At 35.6% G+C, this 23,656-nt stretch carries 15 protein-coding genes; 6 read left to right on the top strand and 9 right to left on the bottom strand.

Annotated elements, in window-relative coordinates; all coding sequences use genetic code 11:
* Positions 1 to 75: 75 nt before the first annotated feature.
* The 7 genes from F6464_RS13500 to F6464_RS13530 all read right to left on the bottom strand — a co-directional run bounded on the left by F6464_RS13500 (position 76) and on the right by F6464_RS13530 (position 7,387).
* Positions 76 to 1,425, bottom strand: coding sequence for a DEAD/DEAH box helicase (locus tag F6464_RS13500; protein WP_151108481.1), 1,350 nt, complete (start codon positions 1,423 to 1,425; stop codon positions 76 to 78).
* An 83-nt stretch (positions 1,426 to 1,508) separates the two neighbouring features.
* Complete coding sequence (locus tag F6464_RS13505; RefSeq protein ID WP_151108482.1) at positions 1,509 to 1,895, bottom strand: DUF7670 domain-containing protein; 387 nt, start codon at positions 1,893 to 1,895, stop codon at positions 1,509 to 1,511.
* A 156-nt stretch (positions 1,896 to 2,051) separates the two neighbouring features.
* Positions 2,052 to 3,278: a glycogen synthase gene (glgA, locus tag F6464_RS13510; RefSeq protein WP_151108483.1), complete on the bottom strand. Its 1,227-nt coding sequence runs from the start codon at positions 3,276 to 3,278 to the stop codon at positions 2,052 to 2,054.
* A gap of 144 nt (positions 3,279 to 3,422) precedes the next feature.
* The gene (locus F6464_RS13515; RefSeq protein WP_225318093.1) at positions 3,423 to 4,022 is read right to left on the bottom strand and encodes an NUMOD4 domain-containing protein; all 600 of its coding nucleotides are present in this window, start codon (positions 4,020 to 4,022) and stop codon (positions 3,423 to 3,425) included.
* A gap of 233 nt (positions 4,023 to 4,255) precedes the next feature.
* Positions 4,256 to 5,020, bottom strand: coding sequence for a TIGR02757 family protein (locus F6464_RS13520; RefSeq protein ID WP_151108484.1), 765 nt, complete (start codon positions 5,018 to 5,020; stop codon positions 4,256 to 4,258).
* Positions 5,010 to 6,716, bottom strand: coding sequence for an LIC_10190 family membrane protein (locus tag F6464_RS13525; RefSeq protein WP_151108485.1), 1,707 nt, complete (start codon positions 6,714 to 6,716; stop codon positions 5,010 to 5,012). The genes F6464_RS13520 and F6464_RS13525 overlap by 11 nt, the downstream gene beginning before the upstream one ends.
* Positions 6,717 to 6,721: 5 nt before the next feature.
* Positions 6,722 to 7,387, bottom strand: coding sequence for an ABC transporter ATP-binding protein (locus tag F6464_RS13530; protein WP_151108486.1), 666 nt, complete (start codon positions 7,385 to 7,387; stop codon positions 6,722 to 6,724).
* A gap of 188 nt (positions 7,388 to 7,575) precedes the next feature.
* Between F6464_RS13530 and msrA the strand changes: the two genes are divergently transcribed.
* From msrA to F6464_RS13545, 3 genes are read left to right on the top strand one after another with little or no spacing between them, the layout of a single operon-like run.
* Complete coding sequence (msrA, locus tag F6464_RS13535) at positions 7,576 to 8,169, top strand: peptide-methionine (S)-S-oxide reductase MsrA (protein WP_151108487.1); 594 nt, start codon at positions 7,576 to 7,578, stop codon at positions 8,167 to 8,169.
* Complete coding sequence (folE, locus tag F6464_RS13540; RefSeq protein WP_151108488.1) at positions 8,150 to 8,821, top strand: GTP cyclohydrolase I FolE; 672 nt, start codon at positions 8,150 to 8,152, stop codon at positions 8,819 to 8,821. The genes msrA and folE overlap by 20 nt, the downstream gene beginning before the upstream one ends.
* A gap of 43 nt (positions 8,822 to 8,864) precedes the next feature.
* Positions 8,865 to 9,164 carry a hypothetical protein gene (locus F6464_RS13545; protein ID WP_151108489.1) on the top strand — a complete coding sequence of 100 codons (300 nt, stop codon included), beginning with the start codon at positions 8,865 to 8,867 and terminating at the stop codon, positions 9,162 to 9,164.
* Between the two features lie 3 nt (positions 9,165 to 9,167).
* On the opposite strand, the gene F6464_RS13550 is transcribed toward F6464_RS13545, so the two are convergent.
* Positions 9,168 to 9,491 carry a DUF6787 family protein gene (locus F6464_RS13550; protein WP_151108490.1) on the bottom strand — a complete coding sequence of 108 codons (324 nt, stop codon included), beginning with the start codon at positions 9,489 to 9,491 and terminating at the stop codon, positions 9,168 to 9,170.
* A gap of 39 nt (positions 9,492 to 9,530) precedes the next feature.
* Entirely contained in the window at positions 9,531 to 9,950 is a 420-nt protein-coding gene (locus F6464_RS13555; protein WP_151108491.1) for a DUF6146 family protein, read from the bottom strand.
* An 804-nt stretch (positions 9,951 to 10,754) separates the two neighbouring features.
* On the opposite strand from F6464_RS13555, the gene F6464_RS13560 reads away from it, so the two are divergent.
* The 3 genes from F6464_RS13560 to F6464_RS13570 form a co-directional block, all read left to right on the top strand.
* Complete coding sequence (locus tag F6464_RS13560) at positions 10,755 to 11,585, top strand: hypothetical protein (protein WP_151108492.1); 831 nt, start codon at positions 10,755 to 10,757, stop codon at positions 11,583 to 11,585.
* 11 nt (positions 11,586 to 11,596) lie between these two features.
* Complete coding sequence (locus F6464_RS13565; protein WP_151108493.1) at positions 11,597 to 11,803, top strand: hypothetical protein; 207 nt, start codon at positions 11,597 to 11,599, stop codon at positions 11,801 to 11,803.
* Between the two features lie 160 nt (positions 11,804 to 11,963).
* Positions 11,964 to 23,656, top strand: an 11,693-nt coding sequence (locus F6464_RS13570; protein ID WP_151108494.1) for a beta strand repeat-containing protein, incomplete at its 3' end; no start/stop codon positions are given.

Here is a 23,656-nt window from a genome sequence, read left to right on the forward strand (position 1 = left end):
AGTTCTAAATTTAGATATGTTAAATTTATAGAAAATTATCTTAAAATTATGATTTAAGTAGTATTTTTTTTAAATCTATTTTTTATCCTTTCTCTTTTTGTCTCTAGTTTTTAACATATTTCTATTAACTGAGCCATGCGTTTTCTTTTTGGTTTTTGAGGGTCCGCCCAGATTCACTTTTTTGTTCTTTTTAGCTTTATCATGAAAAGCACCATCACCATCTAATTTTGGTTTTTTCATTAGAAATTTAATGGGCTGTTTCTCTTTTTCGGGGCCAATAAGTTTTAGAGAAATTGGAACTTCTTCAGGAAATGGTTCAATCACTAATTCTTTATTCATTAAGACTTCCGCTTCCATTTTAAACTCTTCTTCTCTTGGAGTAAAGAAGCTTATTGCTGTTCCTGTAGCATCGGCACGACCTGTTCTACCTATTCGATGCATATACAATTCAGGATATTCAGGGATTTCAAAATTAATAACATGAGTAATATCTGAAATATCCAAACCTCTTGCCATAATATCTGTCGTGATAATACCTCGCAAATTTCCTTCTTGAAAGGAGGCCATCGTACTCAAACGATAATTTTGAGATTTATTAGAATGGATAACGCCAAATTGCCCTTCAAAATCTTCATCAATACTTTCATGAAGCATGTCCGATATTTTTTTGTTATTAACAAAAATAAGTACTCTACTCATGTCTTCATTAGTAGACAATAAATGTTTGAGCAGATTTATTTTGGTATTAAAATTAGGAACTTCGTAAGTGATTTGTTTGATGTTTTCTAATGGTGTTCCCGATGCTGCTAAACTCACTTCTTCAGGAAAATCGAAAAAGTCATTCAAAACGGCATCAACTTCATCTGTCATCGTTGCCGAAAATAATATGTTTTGACGTTTTGGTCGCATCATGGCTAATATAGCTGTGAGTTGCACTCTGAAGCCTAAGTTTAACATCTCGTCAAATTCGTCAATGACTAATTTTGTGGTTTCGTCAAATCGAATAACGTTATCTAAAGCCAAATCCATGGTTCTTCCTGGAGTACCCACTAAAATATCGATTCCTTGATACACTGCTGTTTTTTGGGTATTGATATTTACACCACCATAAATACCTAAGGTCCTAACCGACATGTATTTGGTTAGTTTCTCCACTTCTTCAACAACCTGTACAACTAATTCTCGTGTAGGCACTAGAATGACAATTTTAGGAGTATGGGTTGGAACAAATTTATACAATTTCAACAAAGGCAACAAATAGGCAAAAGTTTTACCAGTACCCGTTTGAGCAATGCCCATCATATCGCGACCTGACATAATCACCGCAAATGATTTCTCCTGAATAGGAGTAGGAGTGGTAAACCCTAAATCATCGATTGCTTTTTGTACTGATTTTGGAAGGTTGAATTGCTCGAAAGTGCTCATTTATTTCTATTTTAGGCAAAGGTACGCTATTTCAAATTAATGAATGTTAGTCAATACAATTGACAATTTTAGTTGGTTTAGATTTATAGTTGTCTCTTTTTCTTCATATAATGACTTATTACAAATAATATTCCCGCAATAATAAAAGGAAAAGTAGTCATTGCAACTATACCTAGTGAAGAGCCAATAGAAAAATGGTTCCTATTATGATTAATCAAAAATATAAATGGACTGGATACAATACCTATTAGTAAATAAATAATTCCACCAATAAATTCTCTTTTCCATGCAATAATTAGTAATACAATTAAAAAATAAGTGGGAATTAGATGCATAAAAAAGTTGGCAAGTTGTTGCCGAAAAGGAAGCCTTTCCTCAAAAGCGTCAAATGCAAACACGCTAATGAAAAGGATTGCTAGGATACAAATGACTCTAGGTACCCAATGAATAATTTTGATATTAGTCTTCATCTGATTTATAAATAAAAAATTATTCTATAAATAATTAAAAAAATCTAATATGAATTGCTACATAAAGTTACGAATAATAATTAAAAATAATTAACGATGACTTTAGTTTTTCATTATTCCATTGTACCATAATAAGATTTTCTTCTTATTTTATTTTTAAGCATGTTCCTTTTTAAATTTTGAAATTACTTCCTTATAATAATTGAAAGTAGTTTTTGCTATAGATTCCCAACTGAATAGTTGTAAAACCCGAATGCGACCTGCTTTTCCCATTGCAGTGGCCAAGGCCTCGTCATCTAAAAGCAAATTAATTTTTGAAGCAAAATCTTTTTGGAAGGCCTCAGGATGCAAAGGATTAAAGTCAGTTCTAGAAACGCTTTGTAAAGGAACTAAATATCCTGTACTTCCCTCAACAATTATTTCTGGAATTCCTCCTACATGGCTTCCTACAACTGGGGTTTCGCATGCCATAGCTTCTAAATTAATGATGCCAAATGGCTCGTATAAAGATGGGCAAGCAAATACTCTTGCATGGCTGTATAATACTTTTATTTTCTCTCGAGGAAGCATTTCAGAAATTAATATGACTCCGTCTCTTTCTTTGCGCAAATCGGCAATCAAAGCTTCGGTTTCGAGCTCAATTTCTTTAGTATCAGGAGCTCCTGCACACAATACTATTTGCGAATTTTTATTGAAGTGTTTTGCAGCAGCAATAAGTTGTGAAATTCCTTTTTGACGTGTAATTCGACCTACAAATAGTACAAATGGAATATTTGTATTAATTCCGTACTCTTCTAGTAAAGAATTGTCAAAGGTTGGTTTGTAGAATTCTGGATCAATTCCGTTATGAATTACGGTTACTTTTTCTTTAGCAACGCCATAAGCTTCTATAACATCCTCTTTCATTTGTTCGCTCACGGCGATAATTCCATCGGCTAACTTGTAGGCGCTTTGCTCTATCCATCTGGACAAAAAATAGCCGTTACCTAATTGTTCAACTTTCCAAGGGCGATGCGTTTCTAAGCTATGAGTGGTTAATATTAAAGGCACTTGTAAAAGTTCTCTAGTAAAAATTCCAGCTAGATGGCTGTACCAAGTATGGCAATGAATTATATCGGTGTCAGGAGTGGCTTGAGCCATTTCTACATTTTTACTTAAATTATGAAACATTTTAATGTGAGCATTATTAGGATCTTCCATTTTAGTAAGAGAAGAAGTAATTCCTATCACATTCATGTTTTGGGATGTAACCATTTGGTCTCCAAAACAGCGCACTTCTATTTGACCCAATTTTGCTAATTCCTGGCTAAGAAAATCAATGTGAACACCAGCTCCGCCGTAAATATTAGGTGGAAATTCATTGGTAAAAAGTGCTATTTTCATGTATTTTAAGTTTAGTAGTGTTAATTATTTTTTGTAAAGTATAAATCTAAGAAATTTAATTTTACTGAGATGATAAAATCGGCTAGTTTTTAAAATTTAAAGTAAATCTAATTACCAGTATGGTTTAATCAAAGAACTAAAAATTCATACATTTATATGCCCCCAATTCTCCCCGCTTTTTATGCGTCGAATTTGCATTTCACTCACTCCAAATTGCTTTGCAATCATTTTAAGTCTTGTTTTTTGTTCTGGTTTTGAAAGTAATTTTTTTATTAGCATTACTTTTGTTACAGTCAATTTTGCTCCGTTAGACTTTAAATTATGTTCTAATAAATTTTTTCTGGCTTGAAGAACATGAGGACTTCGATTACTGTGTTCAATCATTTCCTCTCGTGTAGCCCATTTTAGGTTTCTGTAGTCGTCATTATCGCGTTTTCGATCTAAATGCAAAACATAAGTTTGGTCTTCTGCCGTTTTAGGAATAAAATATTCTGCAATAAGTTTGCAATAAAAGTAATGTTTGTTGGTTATTTTTCCGTTGTTGAATTTTTTGTATTTAAATACTTTATAACCATCAACACTACTTCCTTTTAGCAAACGAGCAAATTTCATATCTTTCTTAAAGCTTATCATTCTTCCTTTGTTGGAAATGGCATAGCGAAGTTTTAGTTTATCTTCAAAAACAATCTCCTTAAATTCTTCATTAGGGAAGACTCTAATGGGTTCCATTGGTTTTAATTTCATTTTATTGATTTTTGTGGTATTTTAAAATTCAGTTTTATGAATTATGTACAATAAGAGTTATTATTCATATAAATAACAATTTAATGACATGCAATTTAGTTTGAATTTAAGAAATATCAAAGTTTTTAGCTGAATTTGTAATTGAAAATTATAGCATAATATTTAAAATAATAACTTTTCTAATCTATACTCGAGAATTAGCCAAATTACAATTCTAAAATGAAAAACTGTTTTTAAAAGCCTTCGAAAACACCTAATCCAAATAAGGCAAAATCATATTTTACAGGGTCTATTGGGTCAAGATGTCTAAGATTTTTATCTAATTCGGCAAGTGCCTTTCCGTCGTTTTGTTTTCGGTTTAGCAATCCTAATTTTCGGGCAACATTACCAGAGTGGACATCCAAAGGGCAGGAGAGTAGAGATGGCGAAATAGATTTCCAAATGCCTAAGTCGACTCCTTTATTGTCTTGTCGAACCATCCAGCGCAAAAACATGTTGATACGTTTTGCTGCTGAATTGTTTAGAGGGTCGGAAATGTGTTTTTGGGTACGGTTTTGATGCGGAATTTCAAAAAATAGTTTTTTAAATTCGTGTATACTTTTCTGTAAATTGTCAGTTCCCTGATTTAGAGCAAAAACCTTCTCAAGGCCATTATGATTTTTATAAATGTTTTGTAATCCTTTTGTGAAAGTAAAAAAATCACCACCATTAAAAGTTCGATGCACAAATTGTTCCAGACGTTCTAAATCATTTTCGCTGTGTGACATCACAAAATCATAGGGTGCATTCCCCATTAGATTGATCATTTTATGTGCATTTTTTATAATCATTTTACGATTGCCCCAAGCAATGGTTGCGCTCAAAAAGCCTGCAATCTCAATATCTTCTTTTTGAGTAAATAGATGTGGAATTTGCACAGGATCACTCTCAATAAAATAAGGGTTGTTGTATAAAATTACTTTTTCGTCTAAGAATGATTTTAACTCTTTACAATTCATTTGGATTTACTTTTTTAGTATAAAATCCATCTTTCAAATTCGAAGTACGCATTTGAGGCTTTATATTATAATATTTCTCGTAAAAGCTAATTTGTTCTTTGTTAACGCAAGGTAAATCACCATCTCCGCATCCCCAAAAAAAATCATTCTCTATGGGAGAATTAAAGTTTAAGTTACCTGTTTTTATTTTTTCATATTGCGTGTTGTATTTTGTGTTTTTATATGGATAGATAGCATTCTTAAAAGAAAAAGTACTCATTTCTAACATAAACTTGTGATTGGAAAAACGATTTAAATTTATTGGAATAAATACAATTATTATCATCGGAATTAATGAAATCAATAACATTAGGGTAATAAATTTTCTACGATTAATAAAACAGGCAACACAAAACAGCGAGAAAAAAAGTACAAAATTCATGAAAAAGCGATACTGTGGTGATGTTGAGAAAAGTATACAAAGTTGAATTATCATCATTACATAAAGAATCCAAAGTGCTTTTTTATTTTGAAATTTATATATTAAAAAAGGACAAATCACTATTAAAAGTACACTTAATTTATTAAACAAACCATTTAATTTAGGCAACGACAACCAGTTTAAAAATAAATCAAAAGTAGACATTGTATTGAATTGTTCATCACTTAGAAAATAGCCATAATAATTTTTTAGTTGTTTATAATATAGCGTTTCAACAGTATCTGAAATAGTATAATCTAAAACAAAAAACGGAGGCAATTTTGATGGAAAAATGAGAGATCCACAAACGATGATATTCTTAGTAAAAAAAAGAACCAAAACTATTAATGAAATTGAGAATGAAAAAAAAAGTTTTTTAGAAATGTATTCAAAATTTCTGAAAAATAATAATATTGGAATTAGAACAAAAGTAAGTGTAGTATTTTTAATATATAGTAAAAATAGAATTAATATCACTAATAAATTAAACGTTTCAATAGAGGTTTTTTTATAATTTTCTAAAAAATAAAAACAAATAATAAATGAAAATATATATACGGCTATGTCTGGAGATGGTGCGCTAATAAATTGAAAGAAAAATATATTGACTAATGGAAGTAATCCAATAATTAGATACGTTTTGTTTTGAGATTTGTAATATTCGTTTAACTTTTGAACGGCAAAAATGTTTCCCAACAGCAAACAAAAGCCACTTAAATCATTGAAATTTTTGTACAAAAACGAAAAATTAAATGCACTTTGTGTAATATGCCAACCGCTTTGTTGTCCTAAAAATAAATGTAAATTGGCCAAACCTTTTACAAATCCGTATTCATTTAACCATTTAATAGTTTGAATGTAGTAAGATTCATTATCAATTACATATGGTATCGAAGCGCATTGTGCAACTATTAAAAAAAAACTAACAGTTAAAAAAAACTTCAAAAATGTATCTAGAAGTTTCAGTTCATTAAAAAATGTCCTATAAGATGATAGAATTAATGTTCTATATTTTAGGAATATAGAGCAATTAATTATTAAAATAAAAATGTAAAATTCAAAATTTATTCTTCCGAAAATAGCCCAAATACTTGCTAAAACAGTTACCGAAAACAGCCCTAAAATAGAGGTGACTATAAAATTTGTGTTTTTTAAACCAACAATTTTATCAAAACCAAAACCCAAATTGATTGTGGTAAAGAGAATATAAATCCATGATAAAATAATTAGCAGCATTTGGTTTACCTGTTTGAAATCAATCCATCAACCATAATTAGTTTTCTATCAGCCATATTTGCTAATTCCTCATTATGGGTAACAATAACAAAGGTTTGATCAAACTCATCCCGTAATTTAAAGAACAATTGGTGTAGATTTTCTGCAGATGCTTTGTCTAAATTGCCTGAAGGTTCGTCGGCAAAAATTATCGAAGGAGTATTTATTAACGCTCTTGCAACGGCAACGCGTTGCTGTTCACCACCAGACAGTTCATTGGGTTTGTGATGTATTCTATCAGACAAACCTAAATAGGATAATATTTTTTTGGCTTCAGTTTCTGTTTCGGTACTGCTTTTTCCGGAGATATAAGCGGGGATACACACGTTTTCTAGTGCTGTAAATTCAGGTAAAAGCTGATGAAATTGAAAAATAAATCCTAAGTTTAAATTTCTAAACCGAGAAAGGGTTTTGTCATTCATTTTAAGAACGTCCTCACCATTAATTAATAATTCTATTCCATCTTGTAATGTAGGTTGGTCTAATGTTCCTAAAATGTGCAATAAAGTTGTTTTTCCCGCTCCAGACGCTCCAACGATAGAAACAATTTCCCCTTTTTTAATATTTAAATCTACTCCTTTTAGAACATGCAATTGATCGTAATATTTATGTATGTTTTTTGCTTGTATCATTTAAAAATATGGTTTACACAAAGAAACAAAGTTTTTAATAAATATAGTGTAAGCAACATGAATTTAAATCAATCGATATGTATATAAGTATTCTTTATATCAAAGTAAGAAAAAAATATTATCAAAAATTAAGATCGTGTTTAATTTTATTGTAAATTTGTTAAACAAAATAAATATTGATTTTTATAATGACTACCATTTCCAATTTAGCAACCATTAATCAAGAAATTCAAGAATCGGCTATTTTTGCTGGAGGTTGTTTTTGGTGTACTGAGGCTGTTTTTTTAGAACTTAGCGGGGTTTTAACTGTTACGCCTGGTTATATTGGGGGAGAAACTTCAAACCCAACTTACAGCGAAATTTGTAAGGGAACAACCGGTCATGCCGAAGCAATAAAAATAAGTTTTGACTCTAAAATAATAACTTTCGAGGAGTTATTAGAAGTTTTTTTTGCCACTCATGATCCAACTACTTTAAATCGTCAGGGAAATGATATAGGTACCCAATACAGAAGTGAAGTTTTTTATACCAATGAAAATCAAAAAATAATTACTCTAAATTATATTGATTTACTAAACAACAAACTTACATTTGGTAATCCCATAGTTACTAAAGTGAGTGAAGCCTCTACTTTCTTTAATGCCGAAGCATATCATCAAAACTATTACAATCAAAATAATTCGCAAGGGTATTGCAGCTATATAATTACCCCTAAAATAGAAAAATTAAGAAACAAATTTCAATCTAAACTGAAAAATAAACATGAGCATACTAACAGATAAAGAATTATTTGAAATTTTAGGAGATCAACACCATATGACATCTGCAGAAACGCCTATGCGACCAGATGCATTCTTAAAATCCGATAATCAAAAAATGACAGTTATTGAAAAACATTTTCATTCCATAATGGAAGAATTGGGACTTGACATGACTGATGATAGTTTAAAAGGAACTCCGCATCGTGTGGCAAAAATGTTTGTTCAAGAAATTTTCAGTGGTTTAGATCCTAAGAATAAGCCTAAAATTTCTGTTTTTGATAATAGTTATCATTATGATAAAATGTTAGTTGAAGCAAATATTAATTTCAATTCAACCTGTGAGCATCATTTTTTACCAATAGTTGGTAAAGCCCATATAGGCTATGTTTCTAGTGGAAAGGTTATAGGTTTGTCTAAATTAAATAGAATTGTAGATTATTATTCTAGAAGACCACAAGTGCAAGAGCGATTAATTATGCAAATTTTCAATGATTTGAAATCAGTATTAGAAACCGATAATGTAATTGTTGTGATGGAAGCAAAGCATCTCTGTGTTTCAAGTCGAGGTATTAAAGATGAGTCTAGTTATACTTCTACTATTCAATACGGAGGAATTTTTGATGAGAAAGAAAATCGAAATGATTTCTTTAATATGATTAAGACCGATAAATAATTGGCATTGGTTTTGTATACTTTTCAGAAAACTATAGAAATAGATGTCAGAAGAATTACAAAACCAAGTTAAGACGAATACTATAAACCGTGATTTAATTTTAGGTTTATCATTTGATGGTATAGGAATGTTATCATTCTCTATACCATTGCTTGGTGAATTTTCTGATGTAATTTGGGCGCCTTTGTCAGGGTTTTTAATGACTAAGATGTACAAAGGTAAGGTAGGGAAACTAGCTGGGATTCTAACTTTCGTAGAAGAAATTATTCCGTTTACTGATTTTATTCCGTCATTTACCTTAACTTGGATTTATAAATATCTTTTAAGAAAAGACGAAATATAAATTCTATTTATTTTCTTGATTTGCATCTTTAGGAAGCAAGAATCCAAGTTTCATTCCTCGCAACATTTTTTTTTCGAAGGCCCAAAAAAAATTAAATTGGCCAAACAAAGAACCAATAAGTACAAGTAATATTTGATAAATAGGAAAAATCATTAGTAGTCTTGTAGGTGTAAACCAAAAACCTAAATCTTCATTGTTAATACCTAGCAAAAGGCAAAAGGGTTTAGACAACCACGCAGAAGCTGATCCTGTTATTGCAAAAACAATAAAGATAATAATCAGTTGAAAATTAGATTCAATTCCCCAACGTGTTTTTAATCCTTGCATATTGTATTAATTCCTTACAAATATAAAACTTTATTTTTTTTAAAACCTTCTCAAGTTCTGTTTGTATTGATTCTCAAAATAAAGAAAGTAATTATAAAGTAAATAGTTTACTTCATATCCATAATTAATATTGGGTTGATACTCAATTCTCATTTCATATAAATTATGATCGTACCTTAAAGGGTCTGAAACTCGATTATTCCATTCCGTAACATAAAGATAATTTCTATTTTCTAAATAAGAAATGGAGTAGTACCCTCTTGGTCTAGCAGTTCCATTTAACCAAGTATTAAAACCTGAATCTATAATTATAATTTCATATTCTAATGAATCATTTGCAATTCGTATTGTATCACTTACAGATGATTTGGCTTTTATACCTGCTACAATATTAGATTTTTTTGCAGAACAACTAAAAATAAATATCCCTATTATTATAATGAGAATTCCTTTTTTCATTTCTATTTCATTTCTATAAAGTTATAAAAACTATTAGTAATATTTTTAAATGGCTTTTTATTTAACACAAAAAAAGCCAAACAATCAACTGAATTTTTTAATTTATTTAATACTCGAATTATTTATTTTCCAAAAAGTAGACTCAAGAACCCTCCAAAACCGCTTTTACTTAATGCAGCCATATCTTATCTATAACTACTTTTCTATCGGCATTTGGGTCAAGTCCAAATTGACTATATATTTAGAAACTGCATCCATAAAAACTGAGTTTCCATTTTTATAGGAACTAGCATTTACTACACCATAAATTTTTTAATATTATTAACAGAATTATAGGCTTTTCTATAATCGTTTTTGATTAAATCTTTCTTATTCTCTATACTAGTTTTAAAAAAATCACTTGAATTAAGAATTACTATGAATAAAAAAACTAATAACATCGAACGAGTTATATTGAATCATAAGCATTGATAAGTTTAACCATTGCAGTTTAATTTTAGATAGTAAAGCTATTTAATGTAGCTTAATTTTTTTAGGTTAAAATCTCAAGATATTTAAAATAACTACAGCAGCATAATATATTAATAGGTAAAATAATAATACCGATAAAGTGCAGCTTATCTACGACTAATAAACATTCGTCTACACTTTTATGCGTTTAAACGAATTAAAATTTTCTCAAATAATTAAAAAATTAGTTTTACAGTGAAATTAGAATATAATATTAACCAATCTAAAACTCGATTAACTAATAATAATTAGATTGAGTTTTAAAGAAATCACAAAATTCAAAAACTAGAACTTATGGAAAAAATACTATTTAATTCAAACCTTAAAACATTTTTAATTTTTAATATCTCATTATTTTTTATCAACGTTGGATTTAGTAAAAACTTATTTTGTAGTCCAATATATAAAGAATGTAAAAGTCAAACCTTTAATGCCTCTAAATTAAAGTTTGAAGAACCAAGCATGTATTGGTTAAACCTAACAAATAATTTAGGTTATTTCAGTCAAATGGCTGTTGGTTACACCAGTGAAGCAACTCTCGGTGTTGACAGAGGAATAGATGGGCTAAACATCAACCTCAAGTATTATTTGTGTAGTACTATTGATGATTCCCCATACGCTATTCAAGGGCGCCCTGCATTTGTCGTAAGTGATGTTGTACCAGTAGTTTTTAAAATTGCTACAGCAGGTGAATATTCGATCGATATATATTATTTAACAGGTTTGTTTTTAGATCAAGAGATTTTCATTAAGGATAAATTGACTAACACGATTCATGATTTAAAATCTGGGCCATACTTATTTTCTTCAAATGTTGGAACTTTTAATAATAGGTTTGAAATAGTGTATCAAAATGCATTAGCCTTTCAACAAACTGTTTTTGTAAATAAATCATTGCAAGTATTCAAGCAAAATCAAGATTTAATCATTAAACCAGGAACTAAAGCTATATCAAATGTTGTAGTTTATGATTTTAACGGAAAACCAATTGCATTTCAAAATGTTAGTGATACCTCAGAAATTAAATTATTTATTGCTTCAACAGTAGAATTTTTAATTGTGAAGATTAGTACTGAAGATGGTTCAATAGTTACAAAAAAGATTTTCAATCATAATCCTTTATAACATACTTTAAATTGGTAAACTTATTTTTTATTGTAAGCAACTTTGCCCAAACCACTTATTATTCTAATGTTTCAGAAAGCTGGAATGTAGCCGTTTGGTCAATAATAGCTATAGTTTCTGTTGTCATAGTTACCATTACTAGCAATAATATTAATACAGGTGCATTTCATCGATTCGTCGACTATAAAACGCATTATAAAGAAACGAATAATCGATGAAAATCATAAAATTTTATAAATAAGGCATTTTATCAATTTTTTGAGCCGATCATCTAAATAATTATTCATTTTTTAATTCGCAAATTAAATTTGCAACGAAAATAATTTTACATTAACAATACACCAACACAATAAATTACAAAGACCAAAAATTATTATTATGAAAACAACACTTTCAAATAAAAAAATAGTACAGTTCTTCTTTTTAGCATTGACCTTATTTTTTGCCGAATCTTCCTTTAGTGCAAATCGGTACTCGGTTGCGACCGGTAATTGGAACGCTACATCCACCTGGTCTGATACTAGCGGAGGAACAGCTGGATTCTCAGCACCTGTTGCTGGAGATGTAGTTTATATCGAAAGAGGATTCACAGTCACGGTCAATGTAACTTCCGCCTGTACCAGCATTCAGTTGGGTAGGCTAGGGACTGCAGGGGCAGGGACGCTAACCTTTTCAGGTTCTTCAACTCTTACTGTTTCAGGAGCCGTAGTGCTTGGAAATAATATTACAGGAAGTACAGGAATTATCACTTTCACGAGTGGTTCAACACTTATTGCTGGAAGTTTGCAGCTAGGAGGTTCTGTAACCGGTGCTACAGGAACTATTACAATGACTCTTGGGGGAACACTTCGTCTTGGAGGTGCCTTAACGGTTGGTACTGGTATTGGTACGTGGACGCAAGGAATAGGAGCTGTAGAGTTTACAGCAACGAATACCTTACCAGCTACAATTTTTACAACATTTAATAATCTCACCATTTCGGGAGGTAAAACTACAACAGGTAGAGCCTTGACCATAGCTTCATTGTCAGTAAAATCTGCTGCAGCGTTTTCATTAGGTCATGCGGTCACCGCTACTGCTACTGCATTAGAAGGTGGTTGTGCGGTAACGGGTGCTAGTATTACAGGAGCATCTACACTAACACTGGGAGGTAACGTAACCGTAACCGACAATACAGGAGGTACAGCAGGTGCAACCATCTCATGTCCGGTATCGTTAAGTACTACTACCAGAACATTTACTGTAGCAGATGATGGAACAGCAGCTGCTGATTTAACAGTAAGCGGTATCATTAGTACTGCAGCGGGTATTACCAAAGCGGGCGCTGGTACAATGGTATTATCAGGAGCCAATACCTATTCAGGACTTACAACAGTTAGTGTAGGAACCTTGGCTTTAGGAGTTTCTTCAACGGTTAGTACTGCTGGTCCATTAGGAACCACAGGTACAGGAACCACTGTTTCTAGTGGTGCTGCTCTTGATTTAAATGGTTTTTCGTTGACTAGTGCAGCCACAGAAGCATTGTCATTAAATGGTTCAGGAATAGCAAGTGGCGGAGCTTTAACAAACAGTTCAAACACCGCCTCCAACTATATCGGATTAATTACATTACCTTCCGCCGCTGCTAGTATTATTACTAATGCGGGCGATATCAACTTGACGAATACGGGTGCTTTAACTGCTGACTCTTTTATTTTAACCATTGGCGGAACAGGAACAGGAAGTATTGCCGGAGCTTTTACTACTAATTCAAACGGTATTACTAAAACGGGAACGGGAACTTGGACAGTATCAGGGAATAGTACTTATGGAGGGCCTACCCTGATATCAGAAGGAACTTTAAAACTAGGAAGCACTACTGCGTTAGGGTCTGTAAACGGAATTGTAACCGTTTCAAATGGTGGTGCATTAGACTTAAAAGGATTTACGCTTACGGCTGCTAAAAGTACCACCATTAATGGTACAGGAGTTAGTAGTTTAGGAGCCATAACAAACAGTTCGTTAACCGGAGCCACTTATTCTGGAGCTATTGTATTAGGAAGTAACAGCAGTATTGTAGGCGAAACAGGCTCAATAGCAATTAGCAATACGGGACAAATGACAGGTGCTGGTTTTACACTTACTTTAGGCGGAACAACAGGAGGTTCTTTTTCAGCTACATTAACTACAGGAACAGGAGGATTAACAAAAATAGGAACAGGAACTTGGACCATCAATACTGTAAACTATTATAATGGTGCTACAACCATAAGCGCTGGTACCTTAAAATTAGGTGTTGGGGTTACGGGTAATACTCCCGATAGAGGTCCGTTAGGGTCTAATGTTTCAGGAACTACAATTGCCGCAGGTGCTGTTTTAGATTTGAATGGAAATTCTATTGACACTTCATCAACCCCTGAAGCAGTAACGATTAATGGAACGGGATTAACAGCATCCCCAGCGGGAGCTTTAACCAATACCGGTGGATCAGCTACTTTTAATGGAGCGATTACTTTAGGATCTGCGAGTACCATAACAGCTACTTCCTCTGGAAGCTTAACCTGCAGCGGTGCTGTTTCAGGAACTTACAATTTAACATTAGACGGAGCAGGAACAGGAACAATGTCGGGTAGTATAGGAATAGCTGCAGGAGCTCTTACTAAAAATGGGGCAGGAACTTGGACTTTATCCGGTGCCAATACCTATTCTGGTGGAACTACTGTAAGTGCGGGAATATTAGGTATAAATAGTACTACTGCCCTTGGCGCAACTACTGGATCCTTAACAATTTCAAGCGGAGCCAAAGCCAATGTCGTTTCAAATGTAACTGTTGGTTCTTTAACATTGAACGGATTAGGTACCAGTGGTACCTGGGGTTCATCTACGTCTGCAGCAACAAATAAAGATAATACTTATTTTACTTCAACAGGTATAGTAACTGTTACTAACGATACAAGAACAACACCTACAGTTACGGTAACAGTTGGTACCTATACCTATTCAGGTTCGGCTCAAGGGCCAAATGCTGCCACGAATACAGGAACAGGAACAAGTTATACCTACAGTTATGCTGGAGTACCTCCAACCGTATATGCAGAGAGTGCCACAGCACCATCCAAAGCAGGAACGTATACCGCAACAGCTACTGTTGCAGCGAACGGAAATTATAAGTCAGCGAGTTCTTCCGCAACAGCATTTACAATAGGTCAAAAAGCACTAACCATTAGTAATACATTTGCCACTAATAAAGTGTATGATGGTACTACTGCTGCTACGATCAATTCAGATTTAGCTACACTAACAGGGGTGGTTTCTCCTGATGCAGTTTCTATCAATAATTCAGTTGATGCAGGTACATTTGTTTCAGCAAATGTAGGTACAGGCATTGCCGTAACTGCTAGCGGATTCAGTTTAAGTGGAACCGATGCAGGGAACTATACAGTGACACAGCCAACAGGTTTGTCAGCCAACATTACTGCAAAAGCAATCACCATTTATGCCAACAATATCAACAAATGTTTGGGATCTACCTATACCTTTGCAGGAAATGAGTTTACGACCAGTTCCCAAGAAAGTGGCCTTACACTTAGTAGCGTCACCCTTACAAGTACAGGAACTATTTCATCAGCTGCCTTGGGATCTTATACAATTGCTGCCTCAAATGCTACTGGAACAGGATTAGGTAATTATACCATCAGTTATGTTTCAGGAACCTTAACGGTAACGACCTCGCCTGCCACAACTGGTGTATCTATTTGTCCAGGTGGTAGTGGTGCATTGACATCCTCTGTCACTTGTATTTCAGCACCTATTTTAGGGGGTGTAAAAAATCCAGGAGCAGTAGTTAATACTACTAGTATCGGAAATGTTGCTTGGAGTAATCCTTCAAACGCTTTGACTAATAATGCTACTACTGCTAGTATAACGCTGGCTGATGCCGGAAAAGTGAGTAATTATCTTATGTCATCCAATCATTCCTTTGCCATTCCTTCTAATGCAATTATTCAAGGAATTAATGTTACTATAAATAAATATGCAAGTAATATTGTCACTGTAACACAATTAAAGGATAACGAAGTAAAATTAGTTAAAGCAGGAACTGTTGTTGGAGACAATAAAGCAAACACAGGAGCAGCATGGCCTCAAACCGAACAGGCTTCTACTTATGGTAGCCCAATAGATTTGTGGGGTACCAGCTGGACTGCGGCTGACATTAATAATGCTAATTTCGGAGTGGCCTTATCTGTAAAAAATACAGCCGTTCTTTACTATGTACAATATTCTGGAGAAGTGGATGATATTACTATTGAAGTTACTTATGGTTTACCAGGAACGCTTAATTGGTATACAGCATCATCCGGTGGTACTGCTATAGGTTCTGGTTCTTCTTTTAATCCAGTTGGTGTTGTAGGTTCTTCTTTAGTGAATACCAATACTCCAGGAACAACTACTTTTTATGCCGAATGTTCGTCCTTACCGGGATGTCGTACCGCTACTGATTTTGTAATCAATGCGAATCCAGCGGCACCTACAGCTACTAATAATACAAAAACTTATACAGGTATTGCCAATACCACCAGTATTTCAGCAACGCCACAAGCCTCTCAAACTATCGATTGGTATCAAGATGCTACAGGTGGTAGTCCATTATTATCTGGAAGCACTACCTATATTCCAACGGCAGTTAATGTTGGGACGTATACTTTTTATGCGGCTGCTAGAACCCCTTCCTTAGATTGCACGAGCACTACTAGAACAGCGGTTACTTTAACGATTACTAAAGCACTTTTAACGATAACAGCAAATGATCAATCTGTAAGTTTTAAAACGGCAGTAGTATCAGTACTAAGTGCTGGGACTTATACCGCCTCTGGTCTTGTAAATGGTGAAACTGCTTCTGTTATCAGTGGTACCGTAACCTACACTACTACTTATACTGCAACAACCAATGCAGGGACTCCAGGAGTTACAATTACTCCAAACATTTCTGGATTGACGGCTGCCAATTACAGTTTTGGTACTGTTGCTAATGGAACGATTACCATCGATAATGCGACTCCAATAGTAACTCCAATAATTGGGAGTTATACCTATACGGGTGTATCACAAGGGCCTAACTCGGCTACCAATACAGGAACAGGAGCTACTTATACCTACAGTTATGTAGGGGTTTCGGGTACTTCATATACAGCTAGCGCAACACCTCCAAAAGCCGTAGGAAGTTATACGGTTACAGCAACAGTTGCAGCTGATGGGAATTATGCTACAGCGAGTTCAACGCCAACAGCCTTTACTATTGGTAAAGCGGTGCTGACCATTACCGCAAATAATAATGCAGTTTCCTTTGGCGTTACTGTGGCTTCAGTAACAGGAGCAGGTACTTATACGGCTAGTGGTTTCCTAAATGGAGAAACAGCCTCTGTTATCAGTGGAGCTGCGACTTATACCACAACCTATACCACAACTACGGCATTAGGTACTGCAGGAGTAACTATTACTCCAAACGTTTCAGGTCTTAGTGCTGCCAACTACAGTTTTGTTGGAGCGAATGGAACCATTGTCATCAACAATAAAACTACACCAACAATCTCAGCTACTATTGGAACTTATACGTATACGGGTTTATCACAAGGACCTAACACAGCTACTAATTCAGGAACAGGAAGTACTTATACCTACAGCTATTCTGGATCAGGAAGTACAGTGTATGGACCAAGTGCTACCTTGCCAACAGTAGCAGGTAGTTATACTGTTAAAGTTGCCGTTGCAGCTAGTATTGATGGTGTTTACAATGCTGTTACTTCTGCAGAAACGGCTTTTACTATTAATAAGGCAACATTGACACTTACAGCATCAAATGCAAATAAAACGTATGGTACTGTAAAAAGTACACTGGTATCAGGTTCAACAGCCTACACGATTACAAGTGGTTCTCTAAAAAATGGAGAAACCATTGGTAGTGTTACGCTATCTTACGGAACAGGAGCACTTGCAGCTACAGATGCTGTAGGAAATACTTCAGTTATAACGCCAAGCGCTGCTACAGGAGGAACTTTTTCAATAAACAATTATACCATTACCTACAGTACAGGAACTTTAACGGTTACGACTTTAGCAATTACTGTAACCGCGACAGGGCCTTCAAAAATTTATGGTACTGCATTAACTACAGGTACTAGTACCTCTAATTTTACGGTTACCGGAACATTGCCATCTGGACAAGCACTAACTAGTGTTACGCTTACGCCAAATGCTAACGGTTTATCAGCCACTACGGCTGCGGGAACTGCCTATGCGGTAACGCCATCTTTAGCAACAGGAACAGGAGGGTTTTTAGCAAGTAACTATACAATAACGTATTCTAATTATTCGGGAACAGTAGCAACTAAAGCATTAACGATAACTGCTACTGATGTGAGTAAAGTGTATGGTGATGTAATAACGACTCCAGAAACAGGTTCAATCTTATTTACCACAAGTGGGTTAGTAGGAAGCGAAACAGTAGGTAGTGTCACTTTAAACTATGGCTCGGGAGCCTCAGCAACTACTGTAGTTGGGACTTATGCTAGTGCTGTTGTGCCTTCAGCAGCCACAGGAGGAACTTTTGCTGCTGCCAATTATACAATTACCTATGTAAGTGGTACTACAACAGTAACTAAAGCCGCATTAACGGTAACCGCTCAAGATCAATCGAAATGTTTCGGTGCTAATGTTGTGTTCTTTGGAGACGAATTTTTATCCGCAGGATTAAAAAATTCAGATGTTGTGACTACAGTATCTTCATCTAGCACCGCATCATCAACTGCAACAGTATCAGGAACGTATGCTATAACACCTTCTGCAGCAGTAGGAACAGGTTTATCCAATTACACAATTACTTATGTTGATGGTACATTTACAGTAATTTCATCACCAGCACCTACATTATCTGTAACTCCTGCCTCTGCCACGGTATGTAGCGGAACAGCGGTTGATATTGTAGCAACTATTTCAGGGGGGAGTCCAAATAAGGTGTTTACAGGTGTTAATAATACAGGAGTAAATATTCCAAACAATAGTAGTAATTCAGTTTCTACATCAGCAAATTCAACAATTGCTCTTTCAGATGCTACTGCGGCAACAGTAAGTAGCGCTTCTGTAATATCAGTTCAATTTAGTATTAGTCATACTAGTGTTCAGGAATTAGATGTGTATCTTGTTGACCCTTCTGGAACAAGAGGAATGTTGTTGACTGCAAATAATGGTGGTAGTGGTGATAATTATACCAATACCATTATTAGAACGAGTGCTACTAATGTCATAGGCTCAACAGGTAACAATACAGCTCCTTTTACCAATACGTATGCTCCTGAAGGAGGTATTTCAACAATTCCTGCGACAAATACTCAGAGTGGTTCCAATAATGGAAGTTATAGCACCGCTAATATTGGCTCTTTAGCTTTGAATGGCGCGACAATCAATGGAACTTGGTCAATAAAGGTTTTTGATACCAGTGGCAGCACAACGGGAAGATTAGACAACTGGACCCTTACCATTACAAATCCAGGGGTGTATACTTCTGTTCTTGTGGGACCAACTACTACTGAAGTCATTACGGCTACAGGAACCAACAATGAAAATGCGGCTATTACTATGACCCCGCCAGCAGGAGTTAACAATTTTTATGTAGAAACTACTGATGCCATCGGGTGTAGTAATATATCTAGTGCCATTGTAACCACTGTAAATACGGCTCCAGCTATAACCGTACAACCTGCAGCACCGGCTGCAGTATGTGCAGGAAATGGTATAAGAACGATAAGCGTTACTGCTACAGGAGCAGGATTAACGTATTCTTGGAGAAAAGCAGGTGTAGCCGTTACAAATGGAGGAGTCATTAGCGGTCAAGGTACTGCAACTCTTACTTTAACGAATCCTATTGCGGCTGATGCTGGAAGTTATAATGTGGTGATTACTGGAACATGTAGTCCAACTGCCACTTCTAGTGCGGTTACGCTGACTGTAAATCCAAATTTACCAGCGAGTGTAAGTATAGCGTCAAGTGATATCGACAATACTTTTTGTTCAGGCAGTAGCGTCACGTTTACCGCTTCGACAACTAATGGAGGAACACCAAGTTACCAATGGAAAGTAAATGGTACTAATGTTGGAACCAACAGTATTACCTATGCCACAACTAGTTTAGCCAATAATGACGTTGTTTCAGTTGTTATGACATCGACAGCTACTTGTGCTACTGGTTCGCCAGCTACCTCTAATACGATTACGAACACTGTCAATCCTATTTTGGCAGCCAGTGTAAGTATTGTCTCTAGCGATTTAGATAATTCACTTTGTTTAGGAACTAGTGTCACTTTTACAGCTACGCCAACCAATGGTGGAACAGCACCAAGTTATCAATGGAAAGTGAACGGAGCCAATGTTGGAACCAATAGTACCACATTCACTTCGACAACATTAGCCAATAATGATGCAGTTACCGTAGTCATGACATCTAATGCTACACCTTGTTTGACTGGCTCTCAAGCGACCTCCAATAGTATTTCTACAGTGGTAAATCCTAATGTAGTTGCTAGTGTAAGTGTGTCTTCTAGTGATGCCGATAACTCTATTTGTTCAGGAACCAGCGTAACCTTTACTGCTACTCCAACTAATGGAGGAAGTGCCCCTATTTATGTATGGAAATTGAATGGTATTAATGTAGGAACCAATAGTGCTACTTATACTACAGCTGCATTGACAAATAATGATCAAATTACGGTGTTAATGACCTCTAATGCAAATTGTGTTTCTGGTTCACCAGCTACATCCAATACCATTACTACGACTGTAAATCCATATGTAACAGCGAGTGTAAGTATGGTGTCTAATGATGCTGATAATACAATTTGTTCAGGAACCAGCGTTACGTTTACCGCTACGCCAACCAATGGAGGAACACCAAGCTATCAATGGAAATTGAACGGTGTGAATGCAGGAACCAATAGCGCAACCTACACCACAACAACATTAGCCAATAATGATGCTGTTTCGGTGGTGATGACAACCACAGCTACGTGCGCAACAAGCTCGACGGCTACATCTAATTCGATTACAACAACAGTAAATCCAAATTTACCAGCGAGTGTAAGTGTTGGAGCAAGTGCAACAACAATATGTACAGGAACAAATGTAACGTTTACCGCTACACCGACGAATGGCGGTGCAGCACCTTCGTACCAATGGAAATTGAATGGAACAGATGTAGGAAGCAATAGTGCTACTTATGCATCAACTGCATTAACCAATGGAAATACAGTTACAGTTGTAATGACTTCAAATGCTACACCATGTTTGACAAGCTCACCAGCGACATCAAATACGGTAACGATGACAGTTAATCCAAACTTACCAGCAAGTGTAAGTATTGCAGCAAGTGCCACTACAATCTGTTCAGGAGTAAGTGTAACGTTTACCGCTACACCTAATAACGGAGGAACCGCGCCAGCATATCAATGGAAATTGAATGGAACGAATGTAGGAAGCAATAGTGCTACTTATACGTCAACAACATTAGCAAATGGAAATACAGTTACAGTTGTAATGACTTCAAATGCTACTCCATGTTTGACAAGCTCACCAGCTACATCAAATACAGTAACGATGACGGTTACAGCAAATAACACGGTAAGTTTAAGTTCAGCCGTTGGAACAAATGCACAAACTAAATGTATCAATACAGCTATAACAGCTATTACTTATGCCACAACTGGAGCAACAAACGCTACTTTTACAGGATTGCCAGCAGGAGTATCAGGATTGTGGGCAGCTAATTTGGCTACAATAAGCGGTACACCAACTGCATCAGGTACATTTAACTATACCATAACCTTAACAGGTGGATGCGGAACAGTAACTGCTGCAGGAACTATTACAGTTAAAGCAAACAATACAGTAAGTTTAGATATAAATTCTGGACCAAAAAATCAAACCTTATGCATTGGCGATAGGATTACTTATATTGAGTTTCTAACAACAGGAGCGACAGGCGCAACCTTTACTGGATTACCAGCAGGTGTTTACGGAAATTGGGTGGGTGATGTGGCTGCCATCGATGGAATACCAACTGAAAGTGGAACTTTTAACTACACGGTGACTTTAACCGGAGGATGTGGAACAGTAACCGCAACAGGAACATTTACTGTTACAGCAGACAATACTGTAAGTTTAAGTTCAGCAGTAGGAACAGATGCGCAAACCAAATGTATCAATACAGCTATAACAACTATTACTTATGTAACAACAGGAGCAACAGGCGCTACCTTCTTAGGATTGCCAGATGGAGTTTCAGGATTGTGGGTGGGTAATTTGGCTACAATAAGTGGTACACCAACTGAAAGCGGAACTTTTGGTTACACGGTGGATTTGACAGGAGGATGTGGAACAATAACTGCTACAGGAACTATTACTGTTACAGCAAACAATACTGTAAGCTTAAGTTCAGCCGTTGGAACAAATGCACAGACCAAATGTATCAATACAGCAATAACAACTATTACCTATGCCACAACTGGAGCAACAGGAGCAACTTTCTCAGGATTACCAGCTGGAGTAACAGGATCGTGGGTAGGTGATGTGGCTACTATTAGTGGTACACCAACAGCATCAGGTACATTTAATTATACTATAACCTTAACAGGCGGATGTGGAACAGTAACTGGGACAGGAACTATTACAGTTACGCCAGCATCCATTGGTGGATCAGTTGCAGGAAGTGGTGCAGTTTGTACAGGAACAAACTCTAAAGGTTTAACATTAAGTGGACATACAGGAACAATCACAAGTTGGGAATCATCATTGGATAACTTCAATACTGCAGGAACAACTATTGCCAATACGACAACTACTTTAACAGCGACTAACTTAACAGTAGCCACTTATTATAGAGCAGTAATTACAAATGGTTTATGTGCTGCTGCGAATAGTGCAACAGCTACAATAACGATAAATCCTAGACCGATTATAGCCAATAAAACAGTTGCGACTTGTTCTGGGGTTGGTTTTTCTGTTGCTCCAACCAATGGAACAGATTTAGTTCCATCACCTACTCGTTATTCTTGGACAGCGGCTAATAATGTCAATGTTAGTGGAATTAGTAGTGGTTTTGATTTGGCAACTATTAATGGTACCTTGGTTAATAATTCGAGCAGCAGCCAGACAGTAGTCTACACCGTTGTACCAACAGCTACTACTGGATTGTGTGACGGTGCTTCATTTACAGTAACCGTAGCAGTTGATCCAACCACAGTTGCAGGATCAGTTGCAGGTGGAACAACGATTTGTTCCGGAAGCACGAGTGCCTTATTGACTTTGTCAGGACACACAGGAACAATTAGCAAATGGCAATCAGCAGTAAGTCCGTTTTCAACATGGACTGATATAGCCAATACCGCTACTACCTATACCTCTGGAGCTTTAACAGCGACCACCCAATTTAGAGCAGTAGTTCAAAGTGGAAGTTGTGCAGCAGCAAATTCAGTAGTAACAACAGTAACAGTTAGTCCAACTACAGTTGCAGGATCAGTTGCAGGCGGAACAACGATTTGTTCCGGAAGCACGAGTGCCTTATTGACTTTGTCAGGACACACAGGAACAATTAGCAAGTGGCAATCAGCAGTAAGTCCGTTTTCAACATGGACTGATATAGCCAATACCGCTGCTACCTATACCTCTGGAGCTTTAACAGCTACTACCCAATTTAGAGCAGTAGTTCAAAGCGGAAGTTGTGCAGCAGCAAATTCAGTAGTAACAACAGTAACAGTTGATCCAACTACAGTTGCAGGATCAGTTGCAGGCGGAACAACGATTTGTTCCGGAAGCACGAGTGCCTTATTGACTTTGTCAGGACACACAGGAACAATTAGCAAATGGCAATCAGCAGTAAGTCCGTTTTCAACATGGACCGATATAGCCAATACCGCTGCTACCTATACCTGTGGAGCTTTAACAGCGACCACCCAATTTAGAGCAGTAGTTCAAAGTGGAAGTTGTGCAGCAGCAAATTCAGTAGTAACAACAGTAACAGTTAGTCCAACCACAGTTGCAGGATCAGT

This window comes from Flavobacterium luteum, from assembly GCF_008806775.1.
Lineage (GTDB): Bacteria > Bacteroidota > Bacteroidia > Flavobacteriales > Flavobacteriaceae > Flavobacterium > Flavobacterium luteum.